Source organism: Streptomyces sp. NRRL F-5755, from assembly GCF_001279365.1.
GTDB classification, from domain to species: Bacteria; Actinomycetota; Actinomycetes; order Streptomycetales; family Streptomycetaceae; genus Streptomyces; species Streptomyces rimosus.
Genome location: NZ_LGCW01000285.1, coordinates 12,740 through 38,921, shown reverse-complemented (window position 1 = coordinate 38,921; position 26,182 = coordinate 12,740). Strand labels below are relative to the sequence as shown.

Sequence of the window (26,182 nt, the reverse complement as noted above, 5' to 3'; positions counted from 1 at the left end):
CGCGACCGCGCGGCTTCACTGCCGGGGTTGTTGCCGGAAGGCGGTCGCTTTCCGCTGTCGCTGTACGCGTTCACCGACGTGGTGAGCGCCGGCCTCCGAGGCTCCCCCGGGTGGCATCCCCCCAGTACCACCCGCCTCATGAGGCCGGCCTGTGACAGCTCAGTCGATCAGTGGCCGGAGGGCCAGGGTTTCCCTGTTTCCTCCGCGGACCCGAGAGCGGGAAACAGCCTCCGACGTGCGGCTGCGCACCACAACCGACCGCCGCGGCAGTGCCTTCGCGGCAGCGGAACCTGCTCGTCCGCCCTACGGGCACGGTCCGCCAGGGCGCGAAGGGTGGGCCGGAATGTGCCGTTGTCCTGCCTCTGCGGGGCTGAAATGATCTTCGTGGGTGCCGGTCGGTGCCGATGCCCGTCCGGTCATACGAGAAGGGAACAGCCAGTGGGGGCCAAGTCCCTGAGCCCGGCACTTCGTACGGCGAGGCTCTGATGTCGCGACATGGCCGGCAGCTACGCCGGTTACGGCTGGAACGCGGTGTGTCATTGGTCCGGCTGGCCGGGCTCGCCTTTTACAGCAAGGGATATCTGAGCAAGGTCGAAAACGGTGAGAAACCCCTGACATGGGAGCTCGCCCGGGCTTGTGACCAAGCCCTGGACACCGGCGGAACACTGGAGCTGATGGTCAGGCCCCCCGGGAGAACCGATGGGGGAACCCGGTCGGAGAACCAGGAGGAATGCCCCTATCAGGGCCTGGCCGCTTTCGGCCCGGGAGATGCGGGTTGGTTCTTCGGACGCGACGAGGCCGCGGCCGGTCTGGTCACTCAGCTGACGGAGCGGCTTCGCCAGCCGGGTGTTCTGCTGGTCACGGCCCCGTCCGGGGCGGGGAAATCCTCGCTTCTGCGGGCCGGGCTGTTACCCGCGCTGGCCCGCGGCGCTTTACCCGTGAGCGGTTCCCGGGACTGGCCCGTCGTGGTATTCACCCCCGGTGAGCATCCGCTGGAGAAATTCCCGACGGAAGTGGCAAGGGTGACGGGAACCCCGCAGCATCTGCTCGCCGAGGCATTGCACGAAGGAGCGGAAGCCTTCGCGGTCGCGGTGGCCGCCGCCGCGGACGGATTCCGGTCGGCCGAGGCCGCGAAGGGTGAGGGAACGGCCGCGGTGGAAGGCGACAGCGACACCGGCAGGACGCGGACTGCCGCGCTCGTGCTGGTGGTCGACCAGTTCGAGGAGACGTTCACCCTCTGCCGGAGCGAACACGAGCGGACCGCCTTCGTGGAGACGCTTCTCGCCCTGACCGCGGCGCGGCCGCATGCCGGACTGCCGTACGCCCCCGTCGTACTCGGAGTACGCGCCGACTTCTACGACCGATGTCTGGCGTATCCCGGACTCAGGGCCGCCTTGCAGCGCGGGCATGTCGCCCTGGGTCCCATGACCGAGGCACAACTGCGGGAAACCATCACCAGGCCCGCCCGGCGAGCCGGTCTGGAGATGGAGCCGGGGCTCGTCGAAATCCTGGTACGCGACGCCGGCGTGAGCCCCGGTATCACGGCAGACCCGGGCCCCGCACGCGCCGGAGTCCTCCCCTTGCTCTCCTGAGTACCTGGCAGCATCGGCACAACGGTGTACTGACGGTGTCCGGCTACCAACTGACAGGCGGCATCTCGGGAGCCGTGGCCACCACCGCCGAGCGTGCCTTCGCCTCCCTGCCCCCGGACCGGCACATGCTGGCCCGGCAGCTGCTGTTACGTCTGGTCGTCATCGGCGAGGAACACGACACCAGCCGCCGCACCCTCCGCGAGAACCTGCTCGGCAGCGGCCCGGAGCGGGAGACGGCCCGAGCCGTCCTGGAGGTGTTCACCCGGGCGCGCATTCTGACCGCCGACACGGACCACATCGAGCTGGCGCACGAGATTCTCCTCCGCGCCTGGCCCCGCCTGCGCCAGTGGCTCGATGAAGACCGCGCCGCACTGCGGGCCCGGCAGCTCCTCACGGAAACCGCGTCGATGTGGGAGCGGGAGGGCCGGGACGAGAGCCTGCTGTACCGGGGAGCCCGGCTGGCCGCCACCCGCGGCCGGCTCACCGATCCCGGCGAGAAGGCGGCCCTCGGCCCTGCGACGCGAGCGTTCCTCGAAGCGAGCGCCGACCTGGAGGCCACGGAACGGCGCACCGAGCAGCGCCGTGTACGACGCCTGCGCATCCTTGCCCACAGCCTTGCCGTGCTGCTCGTCCTGTCCCTCCTGGCGGTGGCCGTCGTCGTACAACAGAGCCGGGCCGCGCTGGGCCAGCGCCGGGCCGCCCTCTCCCGGGAACTCGCCGCCCGGGCCGACGCGCTGATCCGTGACCGGCCGGAGGAAGCCGTACTCACCGCGCTCAACGCCTACCACCGGGACCCCACACCCCAGGCCCGGAGCAGCCTGCTCAGCGCCTACTCCGCATTCAGCCCGAACCCACTGGGCGGCCACACCGGCACGGTGACGGACATCGCGTATGCGCCGGACGGGCGCGTCCTGGCCACCGCGAGCACGGACCACACCGTCAAGGTGTGGAACACGTCCACACACCGGATGCCGGCCACCCTCGCCGGCCATGCGTCCGTGGTGCGCAGCGTCGCCTGTTCCCCCAACGGCCGGATGCTCGCCTCGGGCGGTGACGATTCCACCGTGAAGCTCTGGGACGCCGCCACTCACCGCGAAGTCGCCACCCTCACCGGGCACTCGGCCGCCGTCCGGTCGGTGGCCTTCAGTCCCGACGGCCGTACGCTGGCCACTGCGAGCAGCGACCACACGGCCCGCCTGTGGGACGTCGGCTCACACCGGCAGATCGCGGTGCTCTCCGGACATACGGGCGTGGTGCACCACCTCGCCTTCGCTCCGGACGGCCGTACGCTGGCCACCGCGGGCGCGGACAGAACGGTACGTCTGTGGCAGATGCGTACGCACCGCCCACTCGCCACTCTTGGCGCCGGAAACACCGGTGCCGTCAAAGCAGTCGCCTTCAGCCCCGACGGACGGACCCTCATCAGCGCCAACACCCGTGTGCATTCATGGGACACGGCAACCCATCGGCATACGGTCATCTTCGCCGACCATCCTGCTGCCGTGGCCGACCTGGCATTTTCCCCGGACGGCCGGCACCTGGCCATGGCGGGTGACGACCGCGCCATTCGCCTCTGGAACACGGCGACCCACCAGATCGATGCCACGCTGACCGGCCGTGGCGATATCACGAACGCTGTGGCCTTCGCCCCCGACGGGCACCGTCTCGCCAGTGGCGGCGACAGCCACGCCACACGCATGTGGGAACTCGATCCACGCGAGGTCATCGACCGGATGTGCCGTCTGAACGCCACGCGTCACTGGCCACAGCTCTCGGTCGGCGGGGCGTGCCCGTGAAATCTGTCGGCGGGCGGGTTTTCGCAGGGCGCGATGCCCGGGGCGGGCGCGACAGGAAGAGCATACGGCCCACCCTCCTTTGGGCCTTCGCCGTCTGGTCGTGCACCGGTTTCCTCATCACCTACGGTCTGGCCTGGCTCGGAGCGCATGCCGGCGCGATGGACGAGGAATGCGCCCTCGGCTTCTTCGGGCACAGCGCACCGCTTCAGGAGATCCGGGTAAAAGAGTGGCCGCCGGAAACCACCTGTATTTTCGCGGACGGCTCCATCGAAACCACGGCCGGTCCTTTCTGGTTCACCGTACTGTTCCACTGCTGCGCCGGTGGGACACTCGTGAGTTTGCTCGGAGCGGGAGTGCTGAAGGTGGTCCGGGCCCGCGACGGCCGTCGCCTGCACGGCGAGGACTGACGTGGCCGGTATGCGGCCGACCAGCAGGCGACGGCGTCACACCGCCATGCCCGGCATCGCACGGCCGCAGGGGGCATTTCCCGGAGAGGGGTGAGGACGGAGGGCCTTTTCGATGGCTGCGCCGAACTCGGCGGAATGCGTGGTCAGGCCGATGTGCCCGCCGGGGAAATGCCGGAGCTCCGTACCGAAGCGCTCGGCCATGAGCGCGGCCGGGCGGTAGGGCAGCTCGCCGCGCGAGTCCTGCCCGCAGGCCAGTACGAGCCGGTCCGACAGCGACGCGAGCCGGTCGAGGTCCGGGACGTACGACATGAAGGCGGGCACGATGCGGCTGACGAAGAACGGCAGGCCGGCCAGTGTTTGCTCGGCGCGCGCCGCCGCCTCCGGCGGGAGTTCGGGCGCGGGCGCGGGCTCGGCGGTGTCACCGTCCTTCTTCAGGCCCGCGGCGAACACCGCCATGGCCGGCATCGGCCCCTGCGTACGGAATGTCTCCTGTACGCGCGCGATGAGCGCGCGGTGCTCGGACGCGTCCGGCAGGACCTCCACCACCGGCGGCTCGTGCGCCACGACGCGTTCGACGCGCTCGGGGTGGGCGGTGAGCAGGTGCAGGGCGGCGATCGCGCCCGAACTGGAACCGAAGACCCGGGCGGGCTCACCCGGCGACAGCAACTCCAGCAGCCGGAACGCGTCCTCCGCGTGTTCCGCCACCCGCTGCTCGGCATCGGCGTCGTCCAGCGGGCTCCGGGACAGGCCGCGCGGATCGTAGGCCGCGACGGTGTACGTGGCGGCCAGCTCGTCGGCGATGCCGTCGAAGGATGCCGCGCCGCCCGTGCCGCCGGGGATCAGCAGCAGGAGCGGGCCCCGGCCGCGCACTTCGTAGTGCAGGGTCGCGCCGTTCACGCGCAGACTGCCGATGGTCGGACCGGTCATGAGGAGTCTCCTTCTCGGGACGAGGGCCAGTGCTCCAGGAGGGCGTGCAGGGCGTCGAGGGCGCGGTCCCAGGAACGCTGCGGCGAGCGCGCGTGCGCGAAACCGCCGGCGGCCTCCAGGGCGACAAAGCCGTGGAACGTGCTGCGCAACAGCCGCACCGCGTCGGTCAGGTCCGGCTCGGCCAGGCCGTAGCCGCGCAGCATGCCGTACGTCAGCTCGACCGCGCGCCGCGGGCCGGGCGCCTTCGCGGCCAGCTCGGGATCGATGTCGATCGGGATCTGCGTCGCCGTGTAGCGGCCCGGGTGCTGGTGGGCGTACTCCCGCCAGGCGTTGGCGAACGCGACGAGCGCCTCCTTGCCCGCGCGCCCGGCGGTCGCCTCCGCGATGCGGATGGTCTTCTCGTCCGCCGCCAGCAGCGCGATCCGCCCGCGCAGATCCTCCAGCCCGCGGACGTGCGAGTACAGGCTCGCGTCCTTCACACCGAGCCGCCGCGCCAGCCGCGACATGCTCAGCTGGTCGAGCCCGACCTCGTCCGCCAGCTCGGCCCCCGCCCGCGTCACCCGCTCCGCCGTCAGCCCGGCCCGCGCCATGTGTCCTCCGTACGTTCCTGTCTGCCTAGGGGTATTAGTTTTAGCCTAGGGGTCCTAGGAATAGCAAACAAAAAAGCGCCGCACTCCACCAAGGAGGCGGAATGCGGCGTCCAGAACGAAGAAAGTGCCCTCTAGGCGGGGACCGGCTGCGGCGTGCCGCGGTTGGCGCCTTCCTTGAGGACGAGGTCGAGCAGTCCGGGGAAGCGGCGCTCCAACTCCTGCGCGCGCAGGGAGTTGACCCGGCGGGTGCCTTCGTCCCGCTGGCTGATGACGCCCGCCTCGCGCAGCACGCGCAGATGGCGGCTGAGCGCGGACTTGGCGATGGGCAGGTCGAAGGTGCCGCAGGGCACCGCCGACTCGTCGGCGAGCCTGAGGACGATGCTCAGCCGGACCGGGTCGGTGAGCGCGTTCATGACGGCGAACAGGTCGAAGTCCCGCTCGTCGGGGTGGAGCAGCGGGGAGGACGTACGGCTGGCCATGCGCCCAGTATCCCTCACCCGCGGGCGGCGCCGAAGAAGCCCATGTTCACTTTCACGCGAACATGGGCTACTGTCGTGATCGCTCGCCCGGCGCGGCAGGCGGCCCGCCGCCGCGCCACCCACCACCTGCCATCACCGCCGAAAGGACTTCGTCATGCCTTCCCGCACCTCCTCCGCCCCCATCGGCGTCGGCATCATCGGCCTCAGCGCCTCCCGCGGCTGGGCCGCCCGCGCCCACCTGCCCGCGCTCGCCGCCGTACCGGGATTCGAGCTCCGCGCCCTGTCCGCCAGCACGCCGGGGTCGGCACGGGCCGCAGGGGAGAAGTACGGCATCCCGCTCGCCTTCGGCAGCGCCGAGGAACTCGTACGGCGCGACGAGGTGGACCTCGTGGTCGTCAACGTCAAGGTTCCGCACCACCGCGAACTGGCCCTGACCGCCCTGGAGGCCGGGAAGATGGTGCTCAGCGAATGGCCGCTGGGCAACGGCCTCGCGGAGGCCGAGGAACTGGCCGCCGTCGCCGAGGCCAAGGGCATCCGCACCTTCGTCGGCCTCCAGGCCCGCTCCGCGCCACAGATCCGGTACGCACGGGACCTGATCGCGGACGGGTACGTGGGCGAGGTTCTGTCCACCAGCGTCATCGCCTCCGGCCGCGGCTGGGGAGCGGAGTTCGAGCCGGGCAGCGCCTACCTCCTCGACCGCACCAACGGCGCCTCCCTGCTCACCATTCCCTTCGGCCACACCATCGACGCCGTGACCATGGCGCTCGGCGAGTTCACCGACCTCGACGCCACGCTGGCGACCCGCCGCCCGAAGGTGCGCAACGAGGTGACCGGGGAAGCCGCGCGGATGGACGTGCCGGACCAGATCGCCGTCAGCGGCGTACTCGAAGGCGGCGCGGTGGCCTCGGTCCACTTCCGCGGCGGCCTGTCCCGCGCCACCAACTTCCACTGGGAGATCAACGGCACCGACGGCGACCTGCTGCTCACCGGCGACTCCGGCCACCTGCAGTTCGGCCAGGTGACCGTGCACGGCGCCCGCGGCGAGGACACCGCGCTCGCCGAACTGCCGGTCCCCGCCGCGTACTCCACGCTGCCCGCGCTCGCCGGCCGCGGCACGGAGATGGCGTACACCGTGGCCCACGCCTACGAGCAGATCCGCACCGATCTCGCGGACGGCACCCACCACGCGCCGGACTTCGCCCACGCCGTACGCCGCCACCGGCTGCTCGACCGCATCGAGCGGGCCGCCGGATTCTGAGGACGGCCCTGCGGAGTGCGGCCGCGATCAGCGGCTCTCCAGCCTCCACCACTGACCCGCACGGTCCCGGTCCTCCCACTGCCGGACGTTGGCCCCCGGCTCCGCGCTGTCGTCCGCGACCTCCAGCAGCAGCCCGCTGGCGTAGTTGGTCAGCGTGAAGGTGCCGGGCGCGTCCACGTGCTGCTCCAGCAGCCATTCCTGCGCGCCGTAGTTGTTGGCCTTCCACTGCTGGACGTTGGCGCCGTTCTCGGTGGAGGCGCCGGTGACATCCAGGCGCTTGCCGCTGCCCACGTTGGTCAGATGCCGCAGCCCGCTGCCCGGGTGGACCTCGGTGATCCGCCACAACTGCCCCGGCGAGCCGTCGTCCTTCCCCTGCCGCACGTTCGCCCCACTGCCCTTGCGGCCGTCCTCGACCTCCAGCAGCAGCCCGCTGCCCACATTCCGCACCACATACGCCCCTTCAGCAACCGCCGCGAGCCCCTCCGCGCCACTCACGCCCCGCCCCTTCACCCGTCGAGGCGGCTCCACCGCCGCCAAGTCGCTCAAGTGTACGAAAAGCACTGTGGCGGCCGTGGCTGACGCGCCGAAAGACGAGTCGTGCGGCGATGTGCGCCGCAGCTCCGGGGCCCTCCGGCAAGACCGCTCGAAAACGGTCATGGCACAGCCCCTGCGTTGACTGGCCCGGAGCCAATATACTCGGCAGGGCTTCGGGAGCCCGTCCCGCACGGGACGGCCCCCGGTCGAGGCTGCCTGGGTCGGGTGATGCGGGGGATCGCCCGACCCGGGCCGGCCGCGATCCGGCCGCTCCTCCCGGCCCGCGTACGCGGGTGGTGGGGGGAAGGGAGGAGCGGCAGGCGGAAACGGCGCCGGGTCTGGGGGGCTTGGCGCCGTTTTCCTTGCGTTCGTGCGGGCCGTGCCGTGGCGTCGTCACCCGTCGAGCGCGATCGCATTCTTCGCCGCGTCGAGGGCCGCCTCTCCGGCGGCGCCGGACATATGCTCCGTGGCCAGGGCCTGATTGCGGGCCACGTACGGCCGCATCCGCTGCTCGTAGCGGGCGAACGCCGCGCCGTGGCCGCCGTCCGCCCGGCCCAGTTCCGCCGCCAGAACGTACGCGCCCACCAGCGCGAGACTGGTGCCCTGGCCGGACAGCGGGGAAGCGCAGTACCCCGCGTCGCCGACCAGCGTGACTCTGCCGTCCGCCCAGCGGTCCAGATGGATCTGGGCCATCGCGTCGCAGTGGAAGTCGGGCGCCTCGCGCATGGCCTTCAGCAGACGGGGTGTCTCCCAGCCCAGGTGGGCCAGCCGCTCGGTCATGACCGCCTGCTGCCGGGCGGTGTCCCGGTGGTCGAGGCCGATGGGCTCCGACCGGAATCCGACGGTGGCCCGGAGCTCGGTGTTGCCGCGCGCCGGATAGACGCACAGGCTCGCGCGGTCGTCGTCCTGGACCCATATCTGCCAGTCGTCCAGGCCGAGGAAGTTGTCCGTCGCAAACACGGCGACATACGCCCCGAGATGGCGGATGAACCGCTCTTCGGGCCCGAAGGCCAGAGTGCGCACCTTCGAGTGCAGTCCGTCGGCCCCGACCACCAGGTCGAAGTCCCGGGGTTCGGCGCGTTCGAAGGTCACACGGACGCCGTCCGGACGCTGGTCGAGGGCAGTGATCGAGTCCCCGAAGACATACTCGACCCCGTCCCGGGTCCGCTCGTACAACAGCCCCGTCAGATCGTCACGGAGCAGTTCGATGTCGTCACCGTCCAGCCGGCCCCCGCTGAGCGTCATCTCCGTCGAGCGCCACAGCTCGTTTCCGCCCGCGTCGAGCATCGACATCCCGCGCATCCGGGTGCGCGCCGCACGCGCTGCCGCCAGCAGGCCCATGCGGTCCAGAACGTCGAGCGCCGCGCCGCGCACGTCGATCGCCTGCCCGCCCGGCCGTATGGCCGGGGCCCGCTCGATCACCGTCGGCCTATGGCCGTGGCGGCGCAGCCAGTGGGCGAGGGCGAGCCCGGCGACGCTCGCGCCGGAGACGAGCACGGTCCGGGCGTGCGCGGGGTGGGTGGGAACGGTCTGCATCGCGACTCCTCTGTGCGGTGTACGCGCTGAATGTACGCCGTACGCGCAGCCTCGCCAAGTGGCGGACCTGGAGCTTTAGTTGCAGCTGTACTAGCTCAGCAATAGCTGCTCGCGGCCTCCTCCCTGCTAGCGTCTGTACTAGTACAGCTGGGATGTGCAGCTGGACATACAGCCGTGTAAGGAGGCACACACCGGTGACCGCACACCGCACCCCGCCCTACCAGCGCATCGTCAACGACATCCGGCAGCGCATCACCGAGGGCGAGCTGACCCCCGGGGACCGGATTCCGTCGACCCGGCAGATCGCCCGGGAGTGGAACGTCGCCCTCGCCACCGCGACCAAGGCGCTGACCGTCCTGCGGCAGGAGGGGACGGTGCGCACCCGAGCGCGCGTCGGCACCGTGGTGGCGCCCGTCCGGGGGCGCTCCGGTACGGCGGCCCGGCATACGGACAAGGGGCCCGCACCGGAGCGCGAGTTGAGCCGTGACGGCGTGGTGCGCGCGGCCATCGCCATCGCCGACGCGGAAGGGCTCGCCGCGCTGTCCATGCGGGGCGTCGCCGCGCGCCTGGGGACCGCCGCGATGTCGCCGTACCGCTATGTGAACGGCAAGGACGACCTGGTGCTGCTGATGGCCGACACGGCGTTCGGGGAACTGCCGCGTCCGGCCGAGGCCCCGGCCGACTGGCGGGCCCGGCTGGAGGCCGGCGCCCGGGCCTTGTGGGCGCTGCACCGGGCGCATCCCTGGCTGGCCCAGACCGGGTCGCTCACCAGGCCGCTGCTGCTGCCCAACATGCTCGCCTACTCCGAGTGGATGCTCAGCGCCCTCGACGGAAACGGCCTCGACCCGGCGACCATGCTCAACGTCAACGTGCTGCTGTACGGGCATGTACAGGGCCTGGCCGTCCACCTGGAACGCGAGGCGCAGGCCCTGGGCGCCACGGGACTGTCGGACGAGCAGTGGCTCGACACCCAGACCGCCGCGCTCACCCGGCTGATCGATTCCGGCGCCTACCCGACCTTCGCCCGGGTCATCGAGGGCTGCGGCGCGGACGGGTACGACCTGGACCTCGACGCCCTCTTCGAATTCGGGCTGCGGTCACACCTCGACGGCCTGTCGGTGCTCATCGAAACCGGCCGCACCAACCGCCGTCTCACCCCGTAACAGCCCCCACCACACACCCCGCCCCCTCAAGGCGCAGCAGCTGTTCCTTGCGCTGCAGCCCGCCCGCGTAGCCGGTGAGGGTGCCGTTGGCGCCGATGACGCGGTGGCAGGGGCGGATGATCAGGAGGGGGTTGCGGCCGATGGCGGTGCCCACGGCGCGGACCGCGGCGCGGGGGGCGCCGATGTGGGTGGCGATGTCGCCGTAGGTGAAGGTCTCGCCGTACGGGATCGTCTCCAGGGCCTGCCAGACGCGCTGCTGGAAGGGGGTGCCGCCGGGCACGTACTCGATGTCGAAGCGGGTGCGTGTGCCCTCGAAGTAGGCGGTGAGCTGGGCGGCGATCTCCGTGAAGGCCGCCGGGGCGTGGATCTGGCCCGGGCCGACCGTGGCGCCGCCCTTCTGGTCCGGTACGGACAGGGAGGCCAGTGCCGTGCCGCCGGGCGCGGTGGCGGACGGCTCACCCACCAGCAGCAGGTCGCCGAGCGGGCTGGCGAGTGTGGTGTGGACCGTCGTGGCCGTCATGGTCCGGCCCCTTTCTCTGTGCTCTCGTGCCGTTCACCGGCTCATCCGTCACCTTCCACTGTGTGGCCGCGCGGGCGCCGCGGCTGGCGGGAATCGGACGTCGCGTCCCCGCCGGTGCCGCGGGCCCCGCAGCGTACCCCGGTGGGGGGACGGGACGCCTGGTGCCCCGGTCCGCCGCCCGTTTCCGCTGTTCGCGGGCGCCATGAGCGGCTGCCGTCCTGGGCAGGATGACCAGGGAGGACTTCGGCCGGCCGGGCCGCGGCGCGCCGGGGGAGGCCGGGCGCGACCGGGTGGGGGACCGGTCGAGGGGCTCCGGCGCAGCCGTTACGATCGGCGGCATCGTGGCCGTCGCCGGGAGGAAGAGATGGGCCTGTTCCGCCGTGGACCGAAGCGGGATCCGCGCGAAGCCCCGCGCGACGGGGAGTTCTCCTTCTTCTCCGAGCGGGAGGGCGGCGTTTTCCGGTCACAGGTCCGCCAGGCGTTCGCCGAGCGCGGCCTGGAGGTCACGGTGTACGCCGGTGTGGTCGCCGATTCCGCAGGACGGCAGTTCGGGCTCGGCAACCTCGCCGCGGTCTGCCACCGCGACCGGCGCGGCGAGCGGGTGTGGCCCACCATGATCCGCGAACACGTGGGCAAGGTGCTGCGCACGATGGACGGACCGCAGCCGATGGAAACCCTGTCGGAGGACGAGATCAGGGCCCGGCTGTTCCCGCGGGTGGTCGCCGAGGAGACGCTGCCGCCCGCGGACTCCTTCCGGTACGGGCGCGCGCCCGCCCCCGGGCTGCGCGAGGTGCTCGCCCTGGACCTGCCCGAGGCGGTGCAGATGCTCAGCGAGGACTCGCTGACGGACCTCGGCGAGGTGGCCGAGCTGCGGATCAGGGCGCTGAACAACCTGCGCGCGCTGCCGGTCGAGGGCCACGAGACGGTACGGCGCGGCGACGGCTCGTCCTTCGAGGTGGTGCTGGGCGACTCGTTCTTCACCGCCAGCCGGGTGCTGGTCCTGGAGGACCTGGTGCAGCGGGTCATGGGTACGCCGCTGACCGCGGACGGCGCGCTGGTCGCCCTTCCCTTCCGCCACCAGCTGGCCTTCCACCGTATCCATGACTCGCAGGTCGTTCCGGCCCTCCAGGCGATGGCGCAGTTCGCCGCGGCCGGGCACGAGGACGCGGCGGGGGCGATCAGCCCCAACGTGTTCTGGTGGCGGCGCGGCGAGATGACGCGGCTGAGCGAGCCGGACGGCGACGGGCTGCGGGTGGTCGTGGACGTGGAGTTCCAGGACATGCTGGAACGGCTGGTGGACGACGAGGCGTGAGGAGGGGGAGGAACCGGGGGTGCGGCCGGGGCCGGGCCGGAGAGCGGCGTCGTGCGCCCGCGGAAAAATATTCGGGAAATTCCGCCCCGGTGGGGAACCCCGGGCCCCCTCCGCTCGTTCAACTGGATGAGGCCCCGCGTCATCCCCCGTGCGCGGGGCCTCACCAGCTACCTGGGCAACGTGCCCCGGCCGTGCCTCACTCGCCCAGCCGCGCCCGCTCCTCCTCGGTGAACAGCCGCGAGCGGATCAGGAAGCGCACGCCCTCCGGCGCTTCGAGCGAGAAGCCCCCGCCGCGTCCCGGCACGACATCCACCGTCAGATGCGTGTGCCGCCAGCGCGCGAACTGGTCCGCCGACATCCAGAAGTCCACCGCCTCCGCGACGCCGTCCACCGGCAGCCGCCCGAGCAGCACGTCCGACGCGCCCGTACGGAACTCGCCCGCCGGGTAGCACATCGGCGAGCTGCCGTCGCAGCAGCCGCCCGACTGGTGGAACATCAGCGGACCGTGCGCGGCGCGCAGCGTGCGGATCAGCTCCTCGGCCGCCGGCGTGAGCGCGATGCGCCCGGTGACGGGTTCCCGGCGGCCGGCGTGCGTGGTGTCCATGGCGTCCATCAGGAGGGTCCCGCCTTCCCGGGCGTGCGGCTGTCCATGTGCCACTCCTTTGCCGTCGGCCGTGGTCCTCACCGTACGCGCCGGGTCAGTGGACGGACAGGCCGCCGTCCACGAACAGCGACTGCCCGGTGACGTACGCCGAGGCGCGGCTCGCCAGGAAGACCGCGGCGCCCGCGAAGTCCCCGGCCAGGCCGTTGCGCCCGGCCATGGTGCGGGCGGCCAGCGCCGCCACCTGCTCCGGGTCGGACGACAGGCGGGTGTTCAGAGGGGTGGGGACGAAGCCGGGCACGAGCGTGTTGCAGGTGACGCCGTACGGGGACCACGCCTCGGCCTGGGAGCGGGCCAGCGACTCCAGCGCGCCCTTGGACACCCCGTACGCGCCGCTCCGGACGAACGCCCGGTGCGCCTGCTGGGACGTGACGTGGATGATCCGCCCGAAACCCCGCTCGGCCATGCCGGGGCCGAACCGCTGCCCGAGCACGAAGGGCGCCTCCAGGTTCACCGCCATCGTGGTGTCCCACACCGCGTCGTCCAGCTCGCTCATCGGCGGTCGCAGGTTGACCCCGGCGGAGTTGACGAGGATGTCGGGCTCGCCGAATATTGCGGCCGCCTCCTCGGCCGCCGCGCGCGTGGCCTCCCGGGTGCCGAGATCGGCGCTCACCCAGGCGGCCCGGCCGCCGTCGACCGTCAATTCGTCGACGGTGGCGGTGAGTTCGGCCTCCCTGCGGGCCACGATCACCACGCTCGCGCCGGCGCCGGTGAGGGCGCCGGCGATGGCCCGGCCGATGCCGGAGCTGCCGCCGGTCACCACGGCGACCAGTCCGTCCAGCGAGAACAGGGACGAGAGATAGCTTTCCGAAGTCATTTCCGCACCCTAAACGGCAGGTCACGGGCGGAGGCGACCGGGGGAGGGGGTGGTTATGAGGTGCCCGCCGGATCAGGGGGTGCCGCCTTCCGGAAGTGCCCGCCGTGGTCCCACGAGCGCGGCCAATCCGTCCAGTACGCGTCCGAGTCCGAACGTGAACGCGTGCTCCGGGTCGTACCCGCTCTGATGCGTCTCACCTGCGGCGCTGCCGATGCGGGCCGCGCGCGGGTAGCGGGACGGGTCGGAAACCGTGGCCAGGACCGGGGCGTGGGCGGCCCACCACTGATCGTCGGTCAGGGCGCTGTCCCGGGCCGCGGCGCGTGCGTGGAATTCCGCGCGGGCGACGGAGTCCACGAAGCCGAGCAGGTAGGTGAGCGCGGCGTCCGTCGTCACGTCGTCCAGGCCGAGCCCGTCGAAGGCGGCCAGTTCGTGTTCGTACTTGGCCATGACCCCGGGGCCGAGCGGCGGGCGGGAGACCGGCCGTTCCGCCACCCAGGGATGCCGCCGGTACAGCGCGCGGTTCTCGCGCGCGACCGTCTCCAGCCGGGCCCGCCACGGCACGCCGTCGTGCGCCTCGCGCGGCATCCGCAGATACGCGGCGTCCAGCATCAGGTCGAGGAGCGCCGACTTGCCCGGTACGTACGTGTAGAGCGTCATCGGCGTGACGCCGAGCCGCTGCGCCACGCTGCGCATGGTCAGCCCGTCCAGCCCGTCCGCGTCGGCGAGCGCGGTGGCAGCCTCGATGACGGCGTCGATGCTCAGCGCCTGTCTGGGGCCGCGCCGGGACGGTCCGCTGCCGGGCTCCCGCCACAGCAGACGCAGGGTGCGGGCCGCGTCGACTCCCGGTTCCTTGGCCACGTGTCCGTCCTGTTCCGTGTGCGGGCGCCCGGTCCGTCCGTCCGGCCGCCATCAACTCTGTACAACGTATAGAGTACGCCGTACGCGGAAAGTGTGGCAGAGTACGGGGACGTCGCCGGGGCCCGTGGCCGCCGCCCGCCCCGCCGCCGCTCCGTTTCCCGCCCGGCCGTCGCCGCCGGGCCGCCGTACGCGAGGAGAAGGAATCCGTATGCCCGCCGACCTCTCCGGCTTCCAGCCGTCCGCCGCGGACCTGCACCACGTCATCGAGGTACGCGGCGCGCGGGAGAACAACCTGGCCGACGTCTCCCTGGACCTGCCCAAGCGGCGGCTCACCGTCTTCACCGGGGTCTCCGGATCGGGCAAGTCCTCCCTCGTCTTCGGGACCATCGCCGCCGAGGCACAGCGGCTGATCAACGAGACGTACACCGCGTTCATCCAGTCGTTCATGCCCAGCATGGGCCGCCCGGACGTGGACGCGCTGCGCAACCTGAGCGCCGCGATCATCGTCGACCAGGAGCGGATGGGCGCCAACTCCCGCTCCACCGTGGGCACCGCGACCGACGCGTACACCATGCTGCGCATCGTCTTCAGCCGCCTCGGCACCCCGCACATCGGCACCTCCTCCGCCTTCAGCTTCAACAGCGCCGAGGGCATGTGCCCCGCGTGCGAGGGCCTGGGCCAGGTCTCGGAGATCGACGTGGACCAGCTCGTGGACCGCGAACGTTCCCTGGAGGAGGGCGCCATCACGGTGCCCAACTTCGCCATTGGCTCCTGGTACTGGCAGGTCATGGCGGGCTCCGGCTTCTTCCCCGCGGACAAGAAGCTCAAGGACTTCACCGAGCGGGAATGGCAGGACTTCCTGCACAAACCCGCGACCAAGGTGAAGGAGGCCACGCTCAACACGACGTACGAAGGGCTCGTCACCAAGGTCCAGCGGCTGTTCCTGAGCAAGGACCGGGACGCGCTCCAGCCGCACATCCGGGCCTTCGTCGACCGGGCCGTCGCCTTCACCGAATGCCGGGCCTGCGACGGCACCCGGCTGAGCGCCGCGGCCCGCTCCTCCACCATCGACGGCGTCAACATCGCTCAGTGCTCGGCGATGCAGATCAGCGACCTCGCCGCGTTCCTGCGCCGGGTCGAGGACCCCTCCGTGGCGCCGCTGCTCGCCAACCTGCGGCACCTGCTCGACTCCCTCGTGGAGATCGGCCTCGGCTACCTCTCGCTCGACCGCCCCGCGGGCACGCTGTCCGGTGGCGAGGCGCAGCGCGTGAAGATGGTGCGCCACCTCGGCTCCAGCCTCAGCGACGTCACGTACGTCTTCGACGAGCCGACCGTCGGACTGCATCCGCACGACATCCAGCGCATGAACGACCTGCTGCTGCGGCTGCGCGACAAGGGCAACACGGTCCTCGTCGTCGAGCACAAGCCCGAGGTCATCACCATCGCGGACCACGTGGTCGACCTGGGGCCGGGCGCCGGTACGGACGGCGGGCGGATCTGCTACTCGGGCGACGTGGACGGCCTTCGTACGTCCGGCACGCTGACCGGGCGCTACCTGGGACACCGCGCGCGACTGCGCGAGCAGGTGCGCACACCGCGCGGCACCCTGGCGATCGAAGGCGCGGACCGGCACAACCTGCGCGACGTGAGCGTGGACATACCCCTCGGTGTGCTGACCGTCGTCACCGGCGTCGCGGGCTCCGGGAAGAGTTCGCTCATCCACGGGTACGTCGCCGGGCGCGAGGGCGTCGCCGTCGCCGACCAGTCGCCGATCCGCGGCTCGCGCCGCTCCAACCCGGCCACCTACACCGGACTGCTCGGCCCGGTCCGCACCGCCTTCGCCAAGGCCAACGGCGTCAAGGCGGCCCTCTTCAGCGCCAATTCGGAAGGCGCCTGCCCGCACTGCAACGGCATCGGGCTGGTCTACACCGACCTCGCGATGATGGCCGGGGTGGCGTCGGTGTGCGAGGAGTGCGAGGGCAAGCGCTTCACGCCGAAGGTGCTCACGTACAAGCTGCGCGGCAAGGACATCAGCGAGGTGCTGGCGATGTCCGTGGCGCAGGCGTACGACTTCTTCCCGTCCGGTCGGGCACACGCCATCCTCGGGCGGCTCGGCGACGTGGGGCTGGGCTACCTGCGCCTGGGCCAGCCGCTCAACACCCTCTCGGGCGGCGAGCGGCAGCGCCTCAAGCTGGCCATCCACATGAACGAGAAGGCCACGACGTACGTCCTGGACGAGCCGACCACCGGGCTGCACATGGCCGACGTGGACCAGCTGCTCGCCCTGCTGGACCACCTGGTGGACGACGGCAACACGGTCGTCGTCATCGAGCACCACCAGGCGGTCATGGCGCACGCGGACTGGATCGTGGACCTCGGGCCCGGCGCCGGACACGACGGCGGCCGGGTGGTCTTCACCGGCACACCCGCCGAACTGGTCGCCAAGGGGGAGACGCTTACGGCCCGGCATTTGCGGGAGTACGTCGGGGGGTGAATTCCCGGGCCGGCGATCCGCGGGCCCGCGGCCGATGCGTGAACGGAACACGGAAAAGAACCAGTTGGACGCCACTGATGCCTCATCCGTGGCGTCCAACTGGTTGCGGTTGACCCGGTACTCGGGCAATCGCAGAGTGAACGAACGGTCCGGAAATCACGGAACATCAGCTGGTCGTATTCCGAGCCGGGCAAAGGGGCGGTAGCCGTCGTGCGCATCGGCGGGACGTTTACCGGGCGTTCCGGCGGCTTCTTGAATTCCGTACCCCATGCCGCTCCGTATCCATTGCCGGCGCTCATACACGCGCGTCATGCCGGCGGCCGCGCGCCGCCGACCGAAGGGGGAAAGGATGAACGGCCAGGTGTATTCGAGTCCGCCTTTCCCCGGCCCCGGCACCATTTCCCCGGCCCCTGTCCGCATATCTCTCCGCCCGTACACCACGGGCCGAACCGACCCGGCGCCGGCCAACGGCCTCCCTCCGTCCGAGGCCGGCGCCGTCCCAGAGGTGAACGGCCACCTCCTGCCCGCCGCCGTCGCCGCGCTCCGCCAGGGCGGCGGCCCGCAGCCGACGACGGAGAAAGGGATGCCGCGATGACGCAGCCGGACACCAGGACGAACCAGCCGGACACCGGTCCGGCCGGACCCGGGCAGACACCCACCCATCTGCGGCGGGACCGTTTCGATCCGGTCCCCGAACTCCTGCGGCAGGTCCGGGAGGCGCCGTTCGTGGTGGCCGATGTCGAGTTCGGGATCTTCGGCCGGGTGAAGTGGGTGGCCACCGGCGAGGCCGAGGTACGGGAGGTGCTGGGCGACCTGAAACGTTTCAGCAACCGGCTGCCCGACGACGAGGGGGACAAGTCCGGAACCCCCGCCGCACCCGGCAACCTCCTGCAGTGCGACCCGCCCGACCACACCCGCCTCCGGCGCATGGTGGCACCGGAGTTCACGGCGCGGCGGACCCGGCGGCTGGAGCCGCGCATCACCGCGATCGTCCAAGAGAGCCTGGACATCATGGAGCGCGTCGGGCCGCCGGCCGACTTCATGCGGAACTTCGCCTGGCCCGTGGCGGGGCTGATCACCTGCGAGCTGCTGGGCATTCCCCGCGACGACCGGGCGGAATTGGCCCGCTACCTCGACATCTCCCAGGACGAGTCCGCGCCCCCGGAACAGCAGGCGGCCGTCGGCAAGGCGTACTGGGCGTACATGACGCGGCTCGCCCAGCGGCAGCGGCGCAGCCCCGGCGACGGCCTCTTCGGCCACGTGGTGCGCGAACACGGCGCGGACATCAGCGACGACGAACTGGCCGGTGTCGGCGCGACCTTCGTGTCCGACGGCTTCCTCCAGGTCTCCAGCATGCTGGGGCTGGGCGCGCTGGCGCTGCTGGACCACCCCGGCCAGCTCCGGCTGCTGCGGGAGCGGCCGGAGCTGATCGACCGGGCCGTGGAGGAACTGCTGCGCTACGTCACCGTCATCCACACCGTCTCACCCCGCACCGCCCTGGAGGACGTGGCCATCGGGGACCAGGTCATCAAGGCGGGCGAGATGGTCGCCTGCTCGCTGTTCGCCGTCAACCGGGCGCAGGGCGGGCGCGAGGCGGACGCGTTCGACATCACCCGCGAGTCCGCCCCGCACATGGCCTTCGGCCACGGCATGCACCACTGCGTCGCCGCGCCGCTGGTCAAGCTGGAGATGCGCATCGCCTACCCGGCGCTGCTGCGCCGGTTCCCCGAGCTGCGGACCGCGGTGGCGCCGGACGGCATCCGCTTCCGTTCCGCGCAGACGCGGCAGTTCAGCCTGGACGTGCTGCCCGTCGCCTGGTGAGGGGTTCCGGCTGCGGAAGGTCCCGGCCGGTGACGATCGAGGAGACGACATGCCGCAGGACACCTCGCGCCGGTTCGAGCGAGCGCCCAGGGCCGCCTTCGGTCCCGACGCCTACACCCGCGAGCTGCACGGGAAAGCACCGATCAGCAAGGTCGACATGGGCCCCATCCAGGACTCGGACGCCGGCCGCGCCGCGGTCTGGCTGGTCACGGGCTACCACGAGGTACGCCAGGTCCTCGGCGACCACGCACGGTTCGCCAACGGCTTCGCCTCCGGCCCGGTGTACGGGACCGCGAGCCGCTTCCGGCCCCCGGAGGTCGTCGGGCATCTGATGGACTACGACCCGCCCGAGCACACCCGGCTGCGCCGGATGCTGACCCCGGCGTTCACGGTCCGGCGCATGCGGCAGCTGGAGCCCCGTATCGAAGAGGTCGTGGCGCGGTGCCTGGACGGCGTGGCGAAGGCCGGGCAGCCCGCCGACCTGGTGGAACGGTTCGCCCGCCCGGTGTCGGGCGAGGCGCTGTGCGAACTGCTCGGAGTGCCGCGCGACGACCGTGCGGGCTTCGTGCGCCGCGTCCAGTGGCAGCTGGAGCAGGACCGGCCGCGCAGGCAGCGGGCCGACGCGGGCGAGTCGTACCTGCGCTACCTCGGCGCGATGGTGCGCCGCCGTCGCGAGGACCCCGACGACAGCTTCATCGGCACGCTCGTACGCGAACACGGTGACAACATCACCGACGAGGAACTGCGCGGCGTCTGCGGCCTGATGATGCTCGCCGGGCTCGACAATGTCTCCGGCATGATCAGCCTGGGCATCCTCGTCCTGCTCCAGCACCCGGACCAGCTCGCCGCGCTGCGCGCCGGCACCGCGTCCGCGGACCGCGTGGTCGACGAGCTGCTGCGCTATCTGTCGGTGGCGCACGCGCCGCAGCGGCGGATCGCCCTGGAGGACGTCACCGTGGCGGGCCAGGTGATCAAAAAGGGCGAGCAGGTCATGTGCTCCCTCCAGATGGCCAACCGCGACCCGGCCTTCCTCCCGCACCCCGACCGCTTCGACGCCACCCGCGACCCCGCACCCCACGTCGCCTTCGGCCACGGCATCCACCACTGCATCGGCGCCGCGATGTCCAGGATGGAACTGCGCATCGCCTACCGCGCCCTGTGGCGCCGCTTCCCCGGGCTGCGGCTGGCCGTCCCCGTGGAGGAGATCGCATATCGGACCAATGCGGTGGCGGACGGGGTGGTGAGGCTGCCGGTGGTGTGGTGACGTGTGCTTGCGGCCAGTGTGTCGGCGGGGTCCGGTGCGTGCGGCCCCGCCCCGCCGCTACTCCTCCCGCTCCGCCGTTCGCCGGCGGGCCCGGAATCTCGCCCGCGCCCGCCGTAGCGTGGCGCTGATCGGCTGCGGGGGCGGTGGTCCGGCCGCGCCGGCGACCACGGCCGCGGCGACCTCGCGGAGTGTGATGTCGGTGTGCTGCGAGGTGTAGCGGAGCATGCCCCACGCCTGGGCGGCGGTGCACGCCTCGTCGGCCGTCAGGATGCCCCGGGCCCGGTCGATCTGCGGGCGGCTCGCCATCGCCTCGCGCAGTTGCGCGTTCTCGGCCCGCAGCCGCCGCACCTCGACCGGGGTGTCCGGGGCGGGGGCCCGGTCGTGGCGGGAGATGGCTGTCGTACGGCGGGGGCGGCGGATCACCGGCCGGTCCGGGAAACGCATGGTGGTCAACTCCTCTCCGGGCCGGTACAGCACTGCCGCGCTCCCGCGACAAGGTCTGCCACAGGACTGCCTGCCGGTTCCGTGCTCCCCGCCCGCCGCTCCCCGGCCGCAGGCCAGGTGACCCGCGTCTCACCTGTCCGGGGCCGCTTGTCTATGCAACTCGTTGCATAGCAGGATCAGGGCATGGCGCTCGAACACGCGATCCTCGTCTCCCTGCTGGAGAAACCGGGCTCCGGCTACGAGCTGGCCCGGCGGTTCGAGCGGTCCATCGGCTACTTCTGGACCGCCACCCACCAGCAGATCTACCGCGTCCTCAAGCGCATGGAGAGCGACGGATGGGTGGACGTCCGCGAGGTGCCGCAGCAGGCGCGGCCGGACAAGAAGGAGTACTCCGTCGCCGCCCTCGGCCGCGCCGCCCTGTCCCGGTGGCTGCACGAGCCGATCGAGCCCGAGAGCGTACGGCACGACCTCGCGGTCAAGATCCGCGGCGCGGCCTTCGACGACCCGGCCGCGCTGATCCGCGAGGTCGAACGGCACCATCGGGCGCACACCGACCGGCTCGCCCACTACCTCGCGGGGGAGCGGCGCGACTTCACGGGCCCCGAAGCGCCCGCGGCGCCCGACGCCGGGCAGCAGCTCCAGCACGTCGTCCTGCGCGGCGGCATCGCGTACGAGCGGATGACGATCGCCTGGCTGGAGGACGTGCTCGCCACGCTCCGCCGCCTGCGAAGCGAGAGGTGAGGGGCGGACCGTCCGCGCCGGCCGGCCACATATGCCGGCGCGCGCCCGATGATCCACCCCCGCCCCCGTAGCCGTACACCAACCCTCACCCGACCCCGAAAGGCGCGTCTCATGGCCGACCCGCTGCTCTTCAACCCCCGCACCTACGACCCGGCGCACTTCGACCCCGAGACCCGCAGGCTGCTGCGCGCCACCGTCGACTGGTTCGAAAGCCGCGGCAAGCGCAGGCTGATCGAGGACTACCGCTCCCGGGCCTGGCTGGCGGACTTCCTCGCGTTCGCGGCGAAGGAGAAGCTGTTCGCGACCTTCCTCACCCCGGCCTCCGCCGCCGGGGAGCAGCCCGCCAGCCAGCAGGCCGACGGCCACGCGGACAAGCGCTGGGACACCGCCCGGATCGCCGCCCTCAACGAGATCTTCGGCTTCTACGGTCTCGACTACTGGTACGCCTGGCAGGTCACCATCCTCGGCCTCGGCCCGGTCTGGCAGAGCGACAACGCCGCCGCCCGCGCCCGTGCGGCCGAACTCCTCGACCAGGGCGAGGTGTTCGCGTTCGGGCTCTCCGAGAAGACGCACGGCGCCGACATCTACAGCACCGACATGCTGCTGGAGCCCGACGGCGACGGCGGCTTCCGCGCGAGCGGTGCCAAGTACTACATCGGCAACGGCAACGCCGCCGGACTCGTCTCCGTCTTCGGCCGCCGCACCGACATCGAGGGCCCGGACGGCTACGTCTTCTTCGCCGCCGACAGCCGTCACCCGGCGTACCACCTGGTGAAGAACGTCGTCGACTCCTCCAAGTACGTCAGCGAGTTCCGCCTCGACGACTACCCCGTCGGCCCGGACGACATCCTGCACACCGGCCGCGCCGCCTTCGACGCCGCGCTCAACACCGTCAACGTCGGCAAGTTCAACCTCTGCACCGCCTCCATCGGCATCTGCGAACACGCCATGTACGAGGCCGTCACCCACGCCCACAACCGCATCCTGTACGGCCGCCCCGTCACCGCCTTCCCGCACGTGCGCCGCGAGCTGACCGACGCCTACGTACGCCTGGCCGGGATGAAGCTGTTCAGCGACCGCGCCGTGGACTACTTCCGCTGCGCCGGCCCCGACGACCGCCGCTACCTGCTCTTCAACCCGATGACGAAGATGAAGGTGACCACCGAGGGAGAGAAGGTCATCGACCTCATGTGGGACGTCATCGCTGCCAAGGGCTTCGAGAAGGACACCTACTTCGCCCAGGCCGCCACCGAGATCCGGGGGCTGCCGAAGCTGGAGGGCACGGTCCACGTCAACCTCGCCCTGATCCTCAAGTTCATGGGCAACCACCTGCTGAACCCGGCCGCGTACGAGCCCGTGCCCACCCGCCTGGACGCGGCCGACGACGCCTTCCTCTTCCGCCAGGGCCCGGCCCGCGGCCTGGGCTCCGTACGGTTCCACGACTGGCGCCCCGCCTTCGACGCGTACGCCGCGCTGCCCAACGTCGCACGCTTCCGCGAACAGGCGGACGCCCTGTGCGAGTTCGTCACCACCGCCGCGCCCGACGAGAAGCAGAGCCGCGACCTCGACCTGCTGCTCGCCGTCGGCCAGCTCTTCGCGCTGGTCGTGCACGGTCAGCTCATCCTGGAACAGGCCCGCCTGACCGGCCTGGACGAGGATGTCCTCGACGAGCTGTTCGCCGTCCTCGTACGGGACTTCTCCGCGTACGCCGTCGAACTGCACGGCAAGGACTCCGCCACCGACGCCCAGCAGCGCTGGGCCCTGGCCGCGGTCCGCCGCCCCGTCGTCGACGAGGCCCGTTCCGCCCGGGTCTGGGAGCGTGTGGAGGCGCTGTCCGGGACGTACGAGATGGCGCCGTAGGACCCAAGGGGAACGGCCCCGCCCGTACGTCGGATACTCGGCGTGGGCGGGGCCGACGGGCATCCGTGACCAGGGGAGGTGAACGATCGTGGCCGAGGCGATCAGAGGGTGGATCCTGACCTACCGCGCGCGACCGTTCCTGGAGCTGCTGTCGCGCTATGCCGGGTACGACTTCGACGACACGGACTGGTCCGCCGTCGAGGCCGGCGTGAAGGCCACCGACGCCGCGGACGCCGACGGCTGGTACTCGTACCCCCTCGTCGGCCGCGGCGACACGCTGGAAGTGCGGCTGGCGAACGCCGTCGGCGGCGACGAGCTGTCGGTGGTCATCGTGGGGGCGGGGACGTACGAGATGTGTCTGCGCGCCGACACGCTGCTGTCGGCGTTCGCCACGGACTGATGTGGGGGCGTCGCGCGGACGGCGCGGGGCATGAGCCCCGCGGTGGCGATTTTTGGTCAGATGTTTCCCTGACCCCGCGTTTCCCGTAGGTATACGGCAAGCTCAGGTTCATCCGGGCGGCCGTACGGGACGCCCGCAGAGCAAGGGGGAATACGAGTGAGCCCATTGAAGAAGCGCGCCAGAATCGCCGCGGCCGTCGCCGCACCGCTCCTCCTGTCGGGCGCCACGCTCACCGCGACGGCGCCCGCTGCCAGCGCCGCGCCCACCGGTGCCGACGCGTGTACCCACCCCAGCTGGTCGAACAAGTCGCCCGGCAAGGGCACGGCCAAGGGCAGCGACGCCAAGGTCCGCACCGGCCCCAGCGAGGACTGCGGGGTCACCGCCACGGTCGGCACCTCCGTCGTGCTCCAGTACCACTGCTGGGTGAAGAACTCAGCGGGCAACAAGTGGACGCACGTCCGCATCGACGGTACGCAGATCAACGGCTGGGTCTACAACGGCAACCTGGACGACGGCGGGTCCGTACACCCGGACAACAAGTGCTGAGCGACATCTGACCGAGGCACACCGCCCACCCGCCCACCCGTCCGCATGGCCTCAGGAGCGAGCCCGCCTTCACGGCCCGCTCCTGAGGCTGCGGTCGTGGCCGGTCCCGGTCGCGGGTGTCGCGTCGGGGTCTCGTTGGGGAGTCGCGCAGGGGTGCGACGCGGTCCCGGTCGCCACTCGATCCGTCCGTAGTATCAACTGTCGAACCATTGCGCGGAATATCGTCTGATCGGTTGTGATGGCATGGTCGGACTGCGAGGGAGTGCGGGCGAAAACGGTCAACGGGCGATCGGAAGCGGTCATTCGCGGAAGTTTCATTGATGCATGAACCTTCTGCTTCGTCTGCGCCGGTGGGATCCGTAAGCTGCCAGCAGTCCCCGCCGCGTGCCCGCCGTGCGGGCCGCGCCACCCGCTAGCAGCAGCCGAGGAGTTGACCGCCATGAACACCCGGTGCCCGGAGCAGAAGGAGGGCTGCCGGGTCGTTCGTCCGGTGGGCGAACTCGACCTGGCGACGGCGACGGCGCTCCGCGAAGAGCTGAGAGGGAACGATGCTGCACTCTCGGCCTGCGTCGTTGCCGACCTGCGGCGCGTGACCTTCATCGACAGCAGCGGGCTGCAGGAACTGCGCGCCGCGCAGACGCGGTGCGAGGCGGTCGGCGGCTGGCTGCGCCTGGTCTACGACCACCGTTCCATCGAGCTGCTGCTGCAACTGACGGGACTCTCCCAGCAGTTCCCCCGGTACGCCGACGTCGACGACGCCCAGCGCGGCAACCCCGCGCTGCCCGGTACTTCCGGCGCCCCGGGAGTCGGCGGCTGACCCGGACGAGATGCCGGGCGCGCCGGCCCGTTCACTTTCCGGGCGGCCCCGTGCTCACCGGATACGTCGGCGGCCAGGCGGGGCGGTGCGCGACGGGCAGGCTGGCCAGGGCCCGGGTGACGGTGGGGAAGACGGCCAGCACCTCCCTGCTTCCGGTGTTGTCCAGCATCCACAGCACCCGGCGGCCCACGGCCGCCAGCAGGAGACGGCCGCCCCGGCGGCTCAGCAGCCAGTGCAGCCCGAGCAGGCAGTTCAGGCCGCGGGAGTTGCAGTAGACCAGTGCTGAGCAGTCCAGGACCACGTACCAGTAGCCGGCGTCGACATGGCCGCCCATCGTCGTACGGAAGTACTGCTCCCCGATGTGGTCGAGGGCCCCGCTGACGCGCACCACCGCGCACGCGTCGCAGTCGGCGACCATATTGACCTGCAACCCGTCAGCGTGCGGCATCTCGCACCTCCGAGCAGCTCCGCTCCAACACCCCATGAGCCGGGCAGAACACGCTATCCGTAGGCGGGCAGGGGTACCAGGCACGGCTGTCCCGGAGACCGGCCCTTGCGCTACCCCGGGCCGGCCGTCGCGTACACCGCCGGGGCCCCTCAGGCGCCGTGCGGTCGCGTGGTCCCGTACGCGGCGCTCCGGCGGCGGGTGGCGAGGCGACGGGCACCGCCGCGGGACGAGCGGCCGCCGGTCGCCGCGCGGGTGGCGCCGGGTCCGGGCGGGGGCAGCAGCGCGAAGGGCCGCGTCAGCGGCACCAGCTGCAACACGCGGTACACGCACCGGGGCGGCTGGCGCAGATAGGTTTCCCCGCCGTGTGCGGCCACACGGGACCGTACCTCGCACAGCCACTGCAAGCCGCTGCAGTCGAAGAAGGTGACCTCGCTCAGATCCAGCACCACCGTGCGTACGGCGGGCGAGGACACCTGGGACAGGGCGGGACCGAGGCGCTGGGCCAGCTCCAGGTCGAGATCGCCGCGAATCCACAGCAGCAGCGTCTCCCCGTCCCGCCGCGCGCGCCAGCACGGCCCGTCGCCCCGGCGGTACGCGCCGGTGACCCACCCGCGCTGCCCGCGGTCCTGCCGCCACCAGCGGCGTCCTGAGCGCACGAGACGGCGCGCGGGCGTGCCGCGGCCACGGAAGTAGCGTGAGCAGAGACCGGTCACAGGCGTCTCCTCCGTCGGTGGACATACCCCGGCGATGTGCGGGGACGGCCGGGCAGCCGCGGCCGAACGCAGTGGGCGGGCCGACGCCTCACAGGGCGTCGCGTCGGCCCCGTCCGTCGGCCTCATCCGGTGTGATGCCCCCGATCCCGCACGGACAAGCACCCGCCACGGAGCTGTCCCACCG

25 protein-coding genes and 1 pseudogene are annotated in these 26,182 nt (G+C 71.6%); 14 read left to right on the top strand and 12 right to left on the bottom strand.

The window, feature by feature from the left end:
• Window positions 1-404: 404 nt before the first annotated feature.
• From ADK86_RS41530 to ADK86_RS29425, 3 genes and pseudogenes are all read left to right on the top strand, one after another.
• Window positions 405-1,966, top strand: a pseudogene (locus tag ADK86_RS41530) (helix-turn-helix domain-containing protein); the annotation flags it as partial.
• Between the two features lie 33 nt (window positions 1,967-1,999).
• Window positions 2,000-3,388 carry a WD40 repeat domain-containing protein gene (locus ADK86_RS29430; protein WP_324611425.1) on the top strand — a complete coding sequence of 463 codons (1,389 nt, stop codon included), beginning with the start codon at window positions 2,000-2,002 and terminating at the stop codon, window positions 3,386-3,388.
• Complete coding sequence (locus ADK86_RS29425) at window positions 3,385-3,795, top strand: hypothetical protein (protein ID WP_159393991.1); 411 nt, start codon at window positions 3,385-3,387, stop codon at window positions 3,793-3,795. The genes ADK86_RS29430 and ADK86_RS29425 overlap by 4 nt, the downstream gene beginning before the upstream one ends.
• 36 nt (window positions 3,796-3,831) lie before the next feature.
• Here the strand turns inward: ADK86_RS29425 and ADK86_RS29420 are convergent, their stop codons facing one another.
• From ADK86_RS29420 to ADK86_RS29410, 3 genes are all read right to left on the bottom strand, one after another.
• Entirely contained in the window at window positions 3,832-4,722 is an 891-nt protein-coding gene (locus ADK86_RS29420) for an alpha/beta fold hydrolase (RefSeq protein ID WP_053699345.1), read from the bottom strand.
• Complete coding sequence (locus ADK86_RS29415) at window positions 4,719-5,312, bottom strand: TetR/AcrR family transcriptional regulator (protein ID WP_053699344.1); 594 nt, start codon at window positions 5,310-5,312, stop codon at window positions 4,719-4,721. The genes ADK86_RS29420 and ADK86_RS29415 overlap by 4 nt, the downstream gene beginning before the upstream one ends.
• Window positions 5,313-5,443: 131 nt before the next feature.
• Window positions 5,444-5,791 (bottom strand): ArsR/SmtB family transcription factor, encoded by a 348-nt coding sequence (locus ADK86_RS29410; protein WP_030592038.1) that lies wholly within the window; start codon window positions 5,789-5,791, stop codon window positions 5,444-5,446.
• A 154-nt stretch (window positions 5,792-5,945) separates the two neighbouring features.
• On the opposite strand from ADK86_RS29410, the gene ADK86_RS29405 reads away from it, so the two are divergent.
• A complete protein-coding gene (locus ADK86_RS29405) occupies window positions 5,946-7,049 on the top strand; it encodes a Gfo/Idh/MocA family protein (RefSeq protein ID WP_053699343.1) in 1,104 nt (367 codons plus the stop codon).
• Between the two features lie 27 nt (window positions 7,050-7,076).
• Here ADK86_RS29405 and ADK86_RS29400 read toward each other — a convergent pair whose 3' ends face one another.
• Complete coding sequence (locus ADK86_RS29400; RefSeq protein ID WP_053699358.1) at window positions 7,077-7,544, bottom strand: RICIN domain-containing protein; 468 nt, start codon at window positions 7,542-7,544, stop codon at window positions 7,077-7,079.
• Window positions 7,545-7,976: 432 nt separating this feature from the next.
• Window positions 7,977-9,119, bottom strand: coding sequence for an FAD-dependent monooxygenase (locus ADK86_RS29395; RefSeq protein ID WP_053699342.1), 1,143 nt, complete (start codon window positions 9,117-9,119; stop codon window positions 7,977-7,979).
• A gap of 194 nt (window positions 9,120-9,313) precedes the next feature.
• Here ADK86_RS29395 and ADK86_RS29390 point away from each other — a divergent pair, with 194 nt between their 5' ends.
• A complete protein-coding gene (locus ADK86_RS29390; protein WP_078952341.1) occupies window positions 9,314-10,282 on the top strand; it encodes a TetR/AcrR family transcriptional regulator C-terminal domain-containing protein in 969 nt (322 codons plus the stop codon).
• Here the strand turns inward: ADK86_RS29390 and ADK86_RS29385 are convergent.
• Window positions 10,272-10,802, bottom strand: a complete 531-nt coding sequence (locus ADK86_RS29385; RefSeq protein WP_053699340.1) for a methylated-DNA--[protein]-cysteine S-methyltransferase — start codon at window positions 10,800-10,802, stop codon at window positions 10,272-10,274. The genes ADK86_RS29390 and ADK86_RS29385 overlap by 11 nt on opposite strands.
• 364 nt (window positions 10,803-11,166) lie before the next feature.
• On the opposite strand from ADK86_RS29385, the gene ADK86_RS29380 reads away from it, so the two are divergent.
• Window positions 11,167-12,114, top strand: a complete 948-nt coding sequence (locus ADK86_RS29380) for a hypothetical protein (protein ID WP_053699339.1) — start codon at window positions 11,167-11,169, stop codon at window positions 12,112-12,114.
• Between the two features lie 196 nt (window positions 12,115-12,310).
• Here ADK86_RS29380 and ADK86_RS29375 read toward each other — a convergent pair whose 3' ends face one another.
• The 3 genes from ADK86_RS29375 to ADK86_RS29365 form a co-directional block, all read right to left on the bottom strand.
• The gene (locus ADK86_RS29375; RefSeq protein WP_053699338.1) at window positions 12,311-12,727 is read right to left on the bottom strand and encodes a DUF779 domain-containing protein; all 417 of its coding nucleotides are present in this window, start codon (window positions 12,725-12,727) and stop codon (window positions 12,311-12,313) included.
• Window positions 12,728-12,812: 85 nt separating this feature from the next.
• Window positions 12,813-13,592 (bottom strand): SDR family NAD(P)-dependent oxidoreductase, encoded by a 780-nt coding sequence (locus ADK86_RS29370; RefSeq protein WP_053699337.1) that lies wholly within the window; start codon window positions 13,590-13,592, stop codon window positions 12,813-12,815.
• A gap of 72 nt (window positions 13,593-13,664) precedes the next feature.
• Complete coding sequence (locus ADK86_RS29365) at window positions 13,665-14,450, bottom strand: TetR/AcrR family transcriptional regulator C-terminal domain-containing protein (protein WP_053699336.1); 786 nt, start codon at window positions 14,448-14,450, stop codon at window positions 13,665-13,667.
• 208 nt (window positions 14,451-14,658) lie between these two features.
• Here ADK86_RS29365 and ADK86_RS29360 point away from each other — a divergent pair, with 208 nt between their 5' ends.
• The 3 genes from ADK86_RS29360 to ADK86_RS29350 all read left to right on the top strand — a co-directional run bounded on the left by ADK86_RS29360 (window position 14,659) and on the right by ADK86_RS29350 (window position 20,029).
• Window positions 14,659-16,944 (top strand): ATP-binding cassette domain-containing protein, encoded by a 2,286-nt coding sequence (locus ADK86_RS29360; protein WP_053699335.1) that lies wholly within the window; start codon window positions 14,659-14,661, stop codon window positions 16,942-16,944.
• Between the two features lie 591 nt (window positions 16,945-17,535).
• A complete protein-coding gene (locus ADK86_RS29355; RefSeq protein WP_053699334.1) occupies window positions 17,536-18,765 on the top strand; it encodes a cytochrome P450 in 1,230 nt (409 codons plus the stop codon).
• 49 nt (window positions 18,766-18,814) lie between these two features.
• On the top strand, window positions 18,815-20,029 hold the full coding sequence (locus ADK86_RS29350) for a cytochrome P450 (RefSeq protein WP_053699333.1): 1,215 nt from the start codon (window positions 18,815-18,817) through the stop codon (window positions 20,027-20,029).
• 57 nt (window positions 20,030-20,086) lie between these two features.
• Here ADK86_RS29350 and ADK86_RS29345 read toward each other — a convergent pair whose 3' ends face one another.
• Window positions 20,087-20,473, bottom strand: coding sequence for an ANTAR domain-containing protein (locus ADK86_RS29345; RefSeq protein ID WP_078952345.1), 387 nt, complete (start codon window positions 20,471-20,473; stop codon window positions 20,087-20,089).
• A gap of 183 nt (window positions 20,474-20,656) precedes the next feature.
• On the opposite strand from ADK86_RS29345, the gene ADK86_RS29340 reads away from it, so the two are divergent.
• The 5 genes from ADK86_RS29340 (at window position 20,657) to ADK86_RS29320 (ending at window position 24,837) form a co-directional block, all read left to right on the top strand.
• Window positions 20,657-21,214 (top strand): PadR family transcriptional regulator, encoded by a 558-nt coding sequence (locus ADK86_RS29340; RefSeq protein ID WP_053699331.1) that lies wholly within the window; start codon window positions 20,657-20,659, stop codon window positions 21,212-21,214.
• 111 nt (window positions 21,215-21,325) lie between these two features.
• The gene (locus ADK86_RS29335) at window positions 21,326-23,074 is read left to right on the top strand and encodes an acyl-CoA dehydrogenase family protein (protein WP_053699330.1); all 1,749 of its coding nucleotides are present in this window, start codon (window positions 21,326-21,328) and stop codon (window positions 23,072-23,074) included.
• A gap of 88 nt (window positions 23,075-23,162) precedes the next feature.
• Window positions 23,163-23,474 (top strand): hypothetical protein, encoded by a 312-nt coding sequence (locus ADK86_RS29330; protein ID WP_053699329.1) that lies wholly within the window; start codon window positions 23,163-23,165, stop codon window positions 23,472-23,474.
• 156 nt (window positions 23,475-23,630) lie between these two features.
• Window positions 23,631-24,020: an SH3 domain-containing protein gene (locus ADK86_RS29325; protein WP_234346082.1), complete on the top strand. Its 390-nt coding sequence runs from the start codon at window positions 23,631-23,633 to the stop codon at window positions 24,018-24,020.
• Window positions 24,021-24,459: 439 nt separating this feature from the next.
• A complete protein-coding gene (locus ADK86_RS29320; protein WP_053699327.1) occupies window positions 24,460-24,837 on the top strand; it encodes an STAS domain-containing protein in 378 nt (125 codons plus the stop codon).
• 31 nt (window positions 24,838-24,868) lie between these two features.
• Here ADK86_RS29320 and ADK86_RS29315 read toward each other — a convergent pair whose 3' ends face one another.
• Window positions 24,869-25,285 carry an STAS domain-containing protein gene (locus ADK86_RS29315; protein ID WP_063789115.1) on the bottom strand — a complete coding sequence of 139 codons (417 nt, stop codon included), beginning with the start codon at window positions 25,283-25,285 and terminating at the stop codon, window positions 24,869-24,871.
• Window positions 25,286-25,434: 149 nt separating this feature from the next.
• A complete protein-coding gene (locus ADK86_RS29310) occupies window positions 25,435-25,998 on the bottom strand; it encodes an STAS domain-containing protein (RefSeq protein WP_053699325.1) in 564 nt (187 codons plus the stop codon).
• Between the last annotated feature and the right edge of the window lie 184 nt (window positions 25,999-26,182).

Coding starts and splice junctions, on each gene's coding strand:
- ADK86_RS29380 (WP_053699339.1), top strand. CDS start 11,167: ATGGGCCTGTTCCGCCGTGGACCGAAGCGGGATCCGCGCGAAGCCCCG.
- ADK86_RS29420 (WP_053699345.1), bottom strand. CDS start 4,722: ATGACCGGTCCGACCATCGGCAGTCTGCGCGTGAACGGCGCGACCCTG.
- ADK86_RS29350 (WP_053699333.1), top strand. CDS start 18,815: ATGCCGCAGGACACCTCGCGCCGGTTCGAGCGAGCGCCCAGGGCCGCC.
- ADK86_RS29315 (WP_063789115.1), bottom strand. CDS start 25,285: ATGCCGCACGCTGACGGGTTGCAGGTCAATATGGTCGCCGACTGCGAC.
- ADK86_RS29335 (WP_053699330.1), top strand. CDS start 21,326: ATGGCCGACCCGCTGCTCTTCAACCCCCGCACCTACGACCCGGCGCAC.
- ADK86_RS29415 (WP_053699344.1), bottom strand. CDS start 5,312: ATGGCGCGGGCCGGGCTGACGGCGGAGCGGGTGACGCGGGCGGGGGCC.
- ADK86_RS29320 (WP_053699327.1), top strand. CDS start 24,460: ATGAACACCCGGTGCCCGGAGCAGAAGGAGGGCTGCCGGGTCGTTCGT.
- ADK86_RS29370 (WP_053699337.1), bottom strand. CDS start 13,592: ATGACTTCGGAAAGCTATCTCTCGTCCCTGTTCTCGCTGGACGGACTG.
- ADK86_RS29375 (WP_053699338.1), bottom strand. CDS start 12,727: ATGGACGCCATGGACACCACGCACGCCGGCCGCCGGGAACCCGTCACC.
- ADK86_RS29355 (WP_053699334.1), top strand. CDS start 17,536: ATGACGCAGCCGGACACCAGGACGAACCAGCCGGACACCGGTCCGGCC.
- ADK86_RS29410 (WP_030592038.1), bottom strand. CDS start 5,791: ATGGCCAGCCGTACGTCCTCCCCGCTGCTCCACCCCGACGAGCGGGAC.
- ADK86_RS29360 (WP_053699335.1), top strand. CDS start 14,659: ATGCCCGCCGACCTCTCCGGCTTCCAGCCGTCCGCCGCGGACCTGCAC.
- ADK86_RS29340 (WP_053699331.1), top strand. CDS start 20,657: ATGGCGCTCGAACACGCGATCCTCGTCTCCCTGCTGGAGAAACCGGGC.
- ADK86_RS29345 (WP_078952345.1), bottom strand. CDS start 20,473: ATGCGTTTCCCGGACCGGCCGGTGATCCGCCGCCCCCGCCGTACGACA.
- ADK86_RS29395 (WP_053699342.1), bottom strand. CDS start 9,119: ATGCAGACCGTTCCCACCCACCCCGCGCACGCCCGGACCGTGCTCGTC.
- ADK86_RS29430 (WP_324611425.1), top strand. CDS start 2,000: ATGTGGGAGCGGGAGGGCCGGGACGAGAGCCTGCTGTACCGGGGAGCC.
- ADK86_RS29405 (WP_053699343.1), top strand. CDS start 5,946: ATGCCTTCCCGCACCTCCTCCGCCCCCATCGGCGTCGGCATCATCGGC.
- ADK86_RS29385 (WP_053699340.1), bottom strand. CDS start 10,802: ATGACGGCCACGACGGTCCACACCACACTCGCCAGCCCGCTCGGCGAC.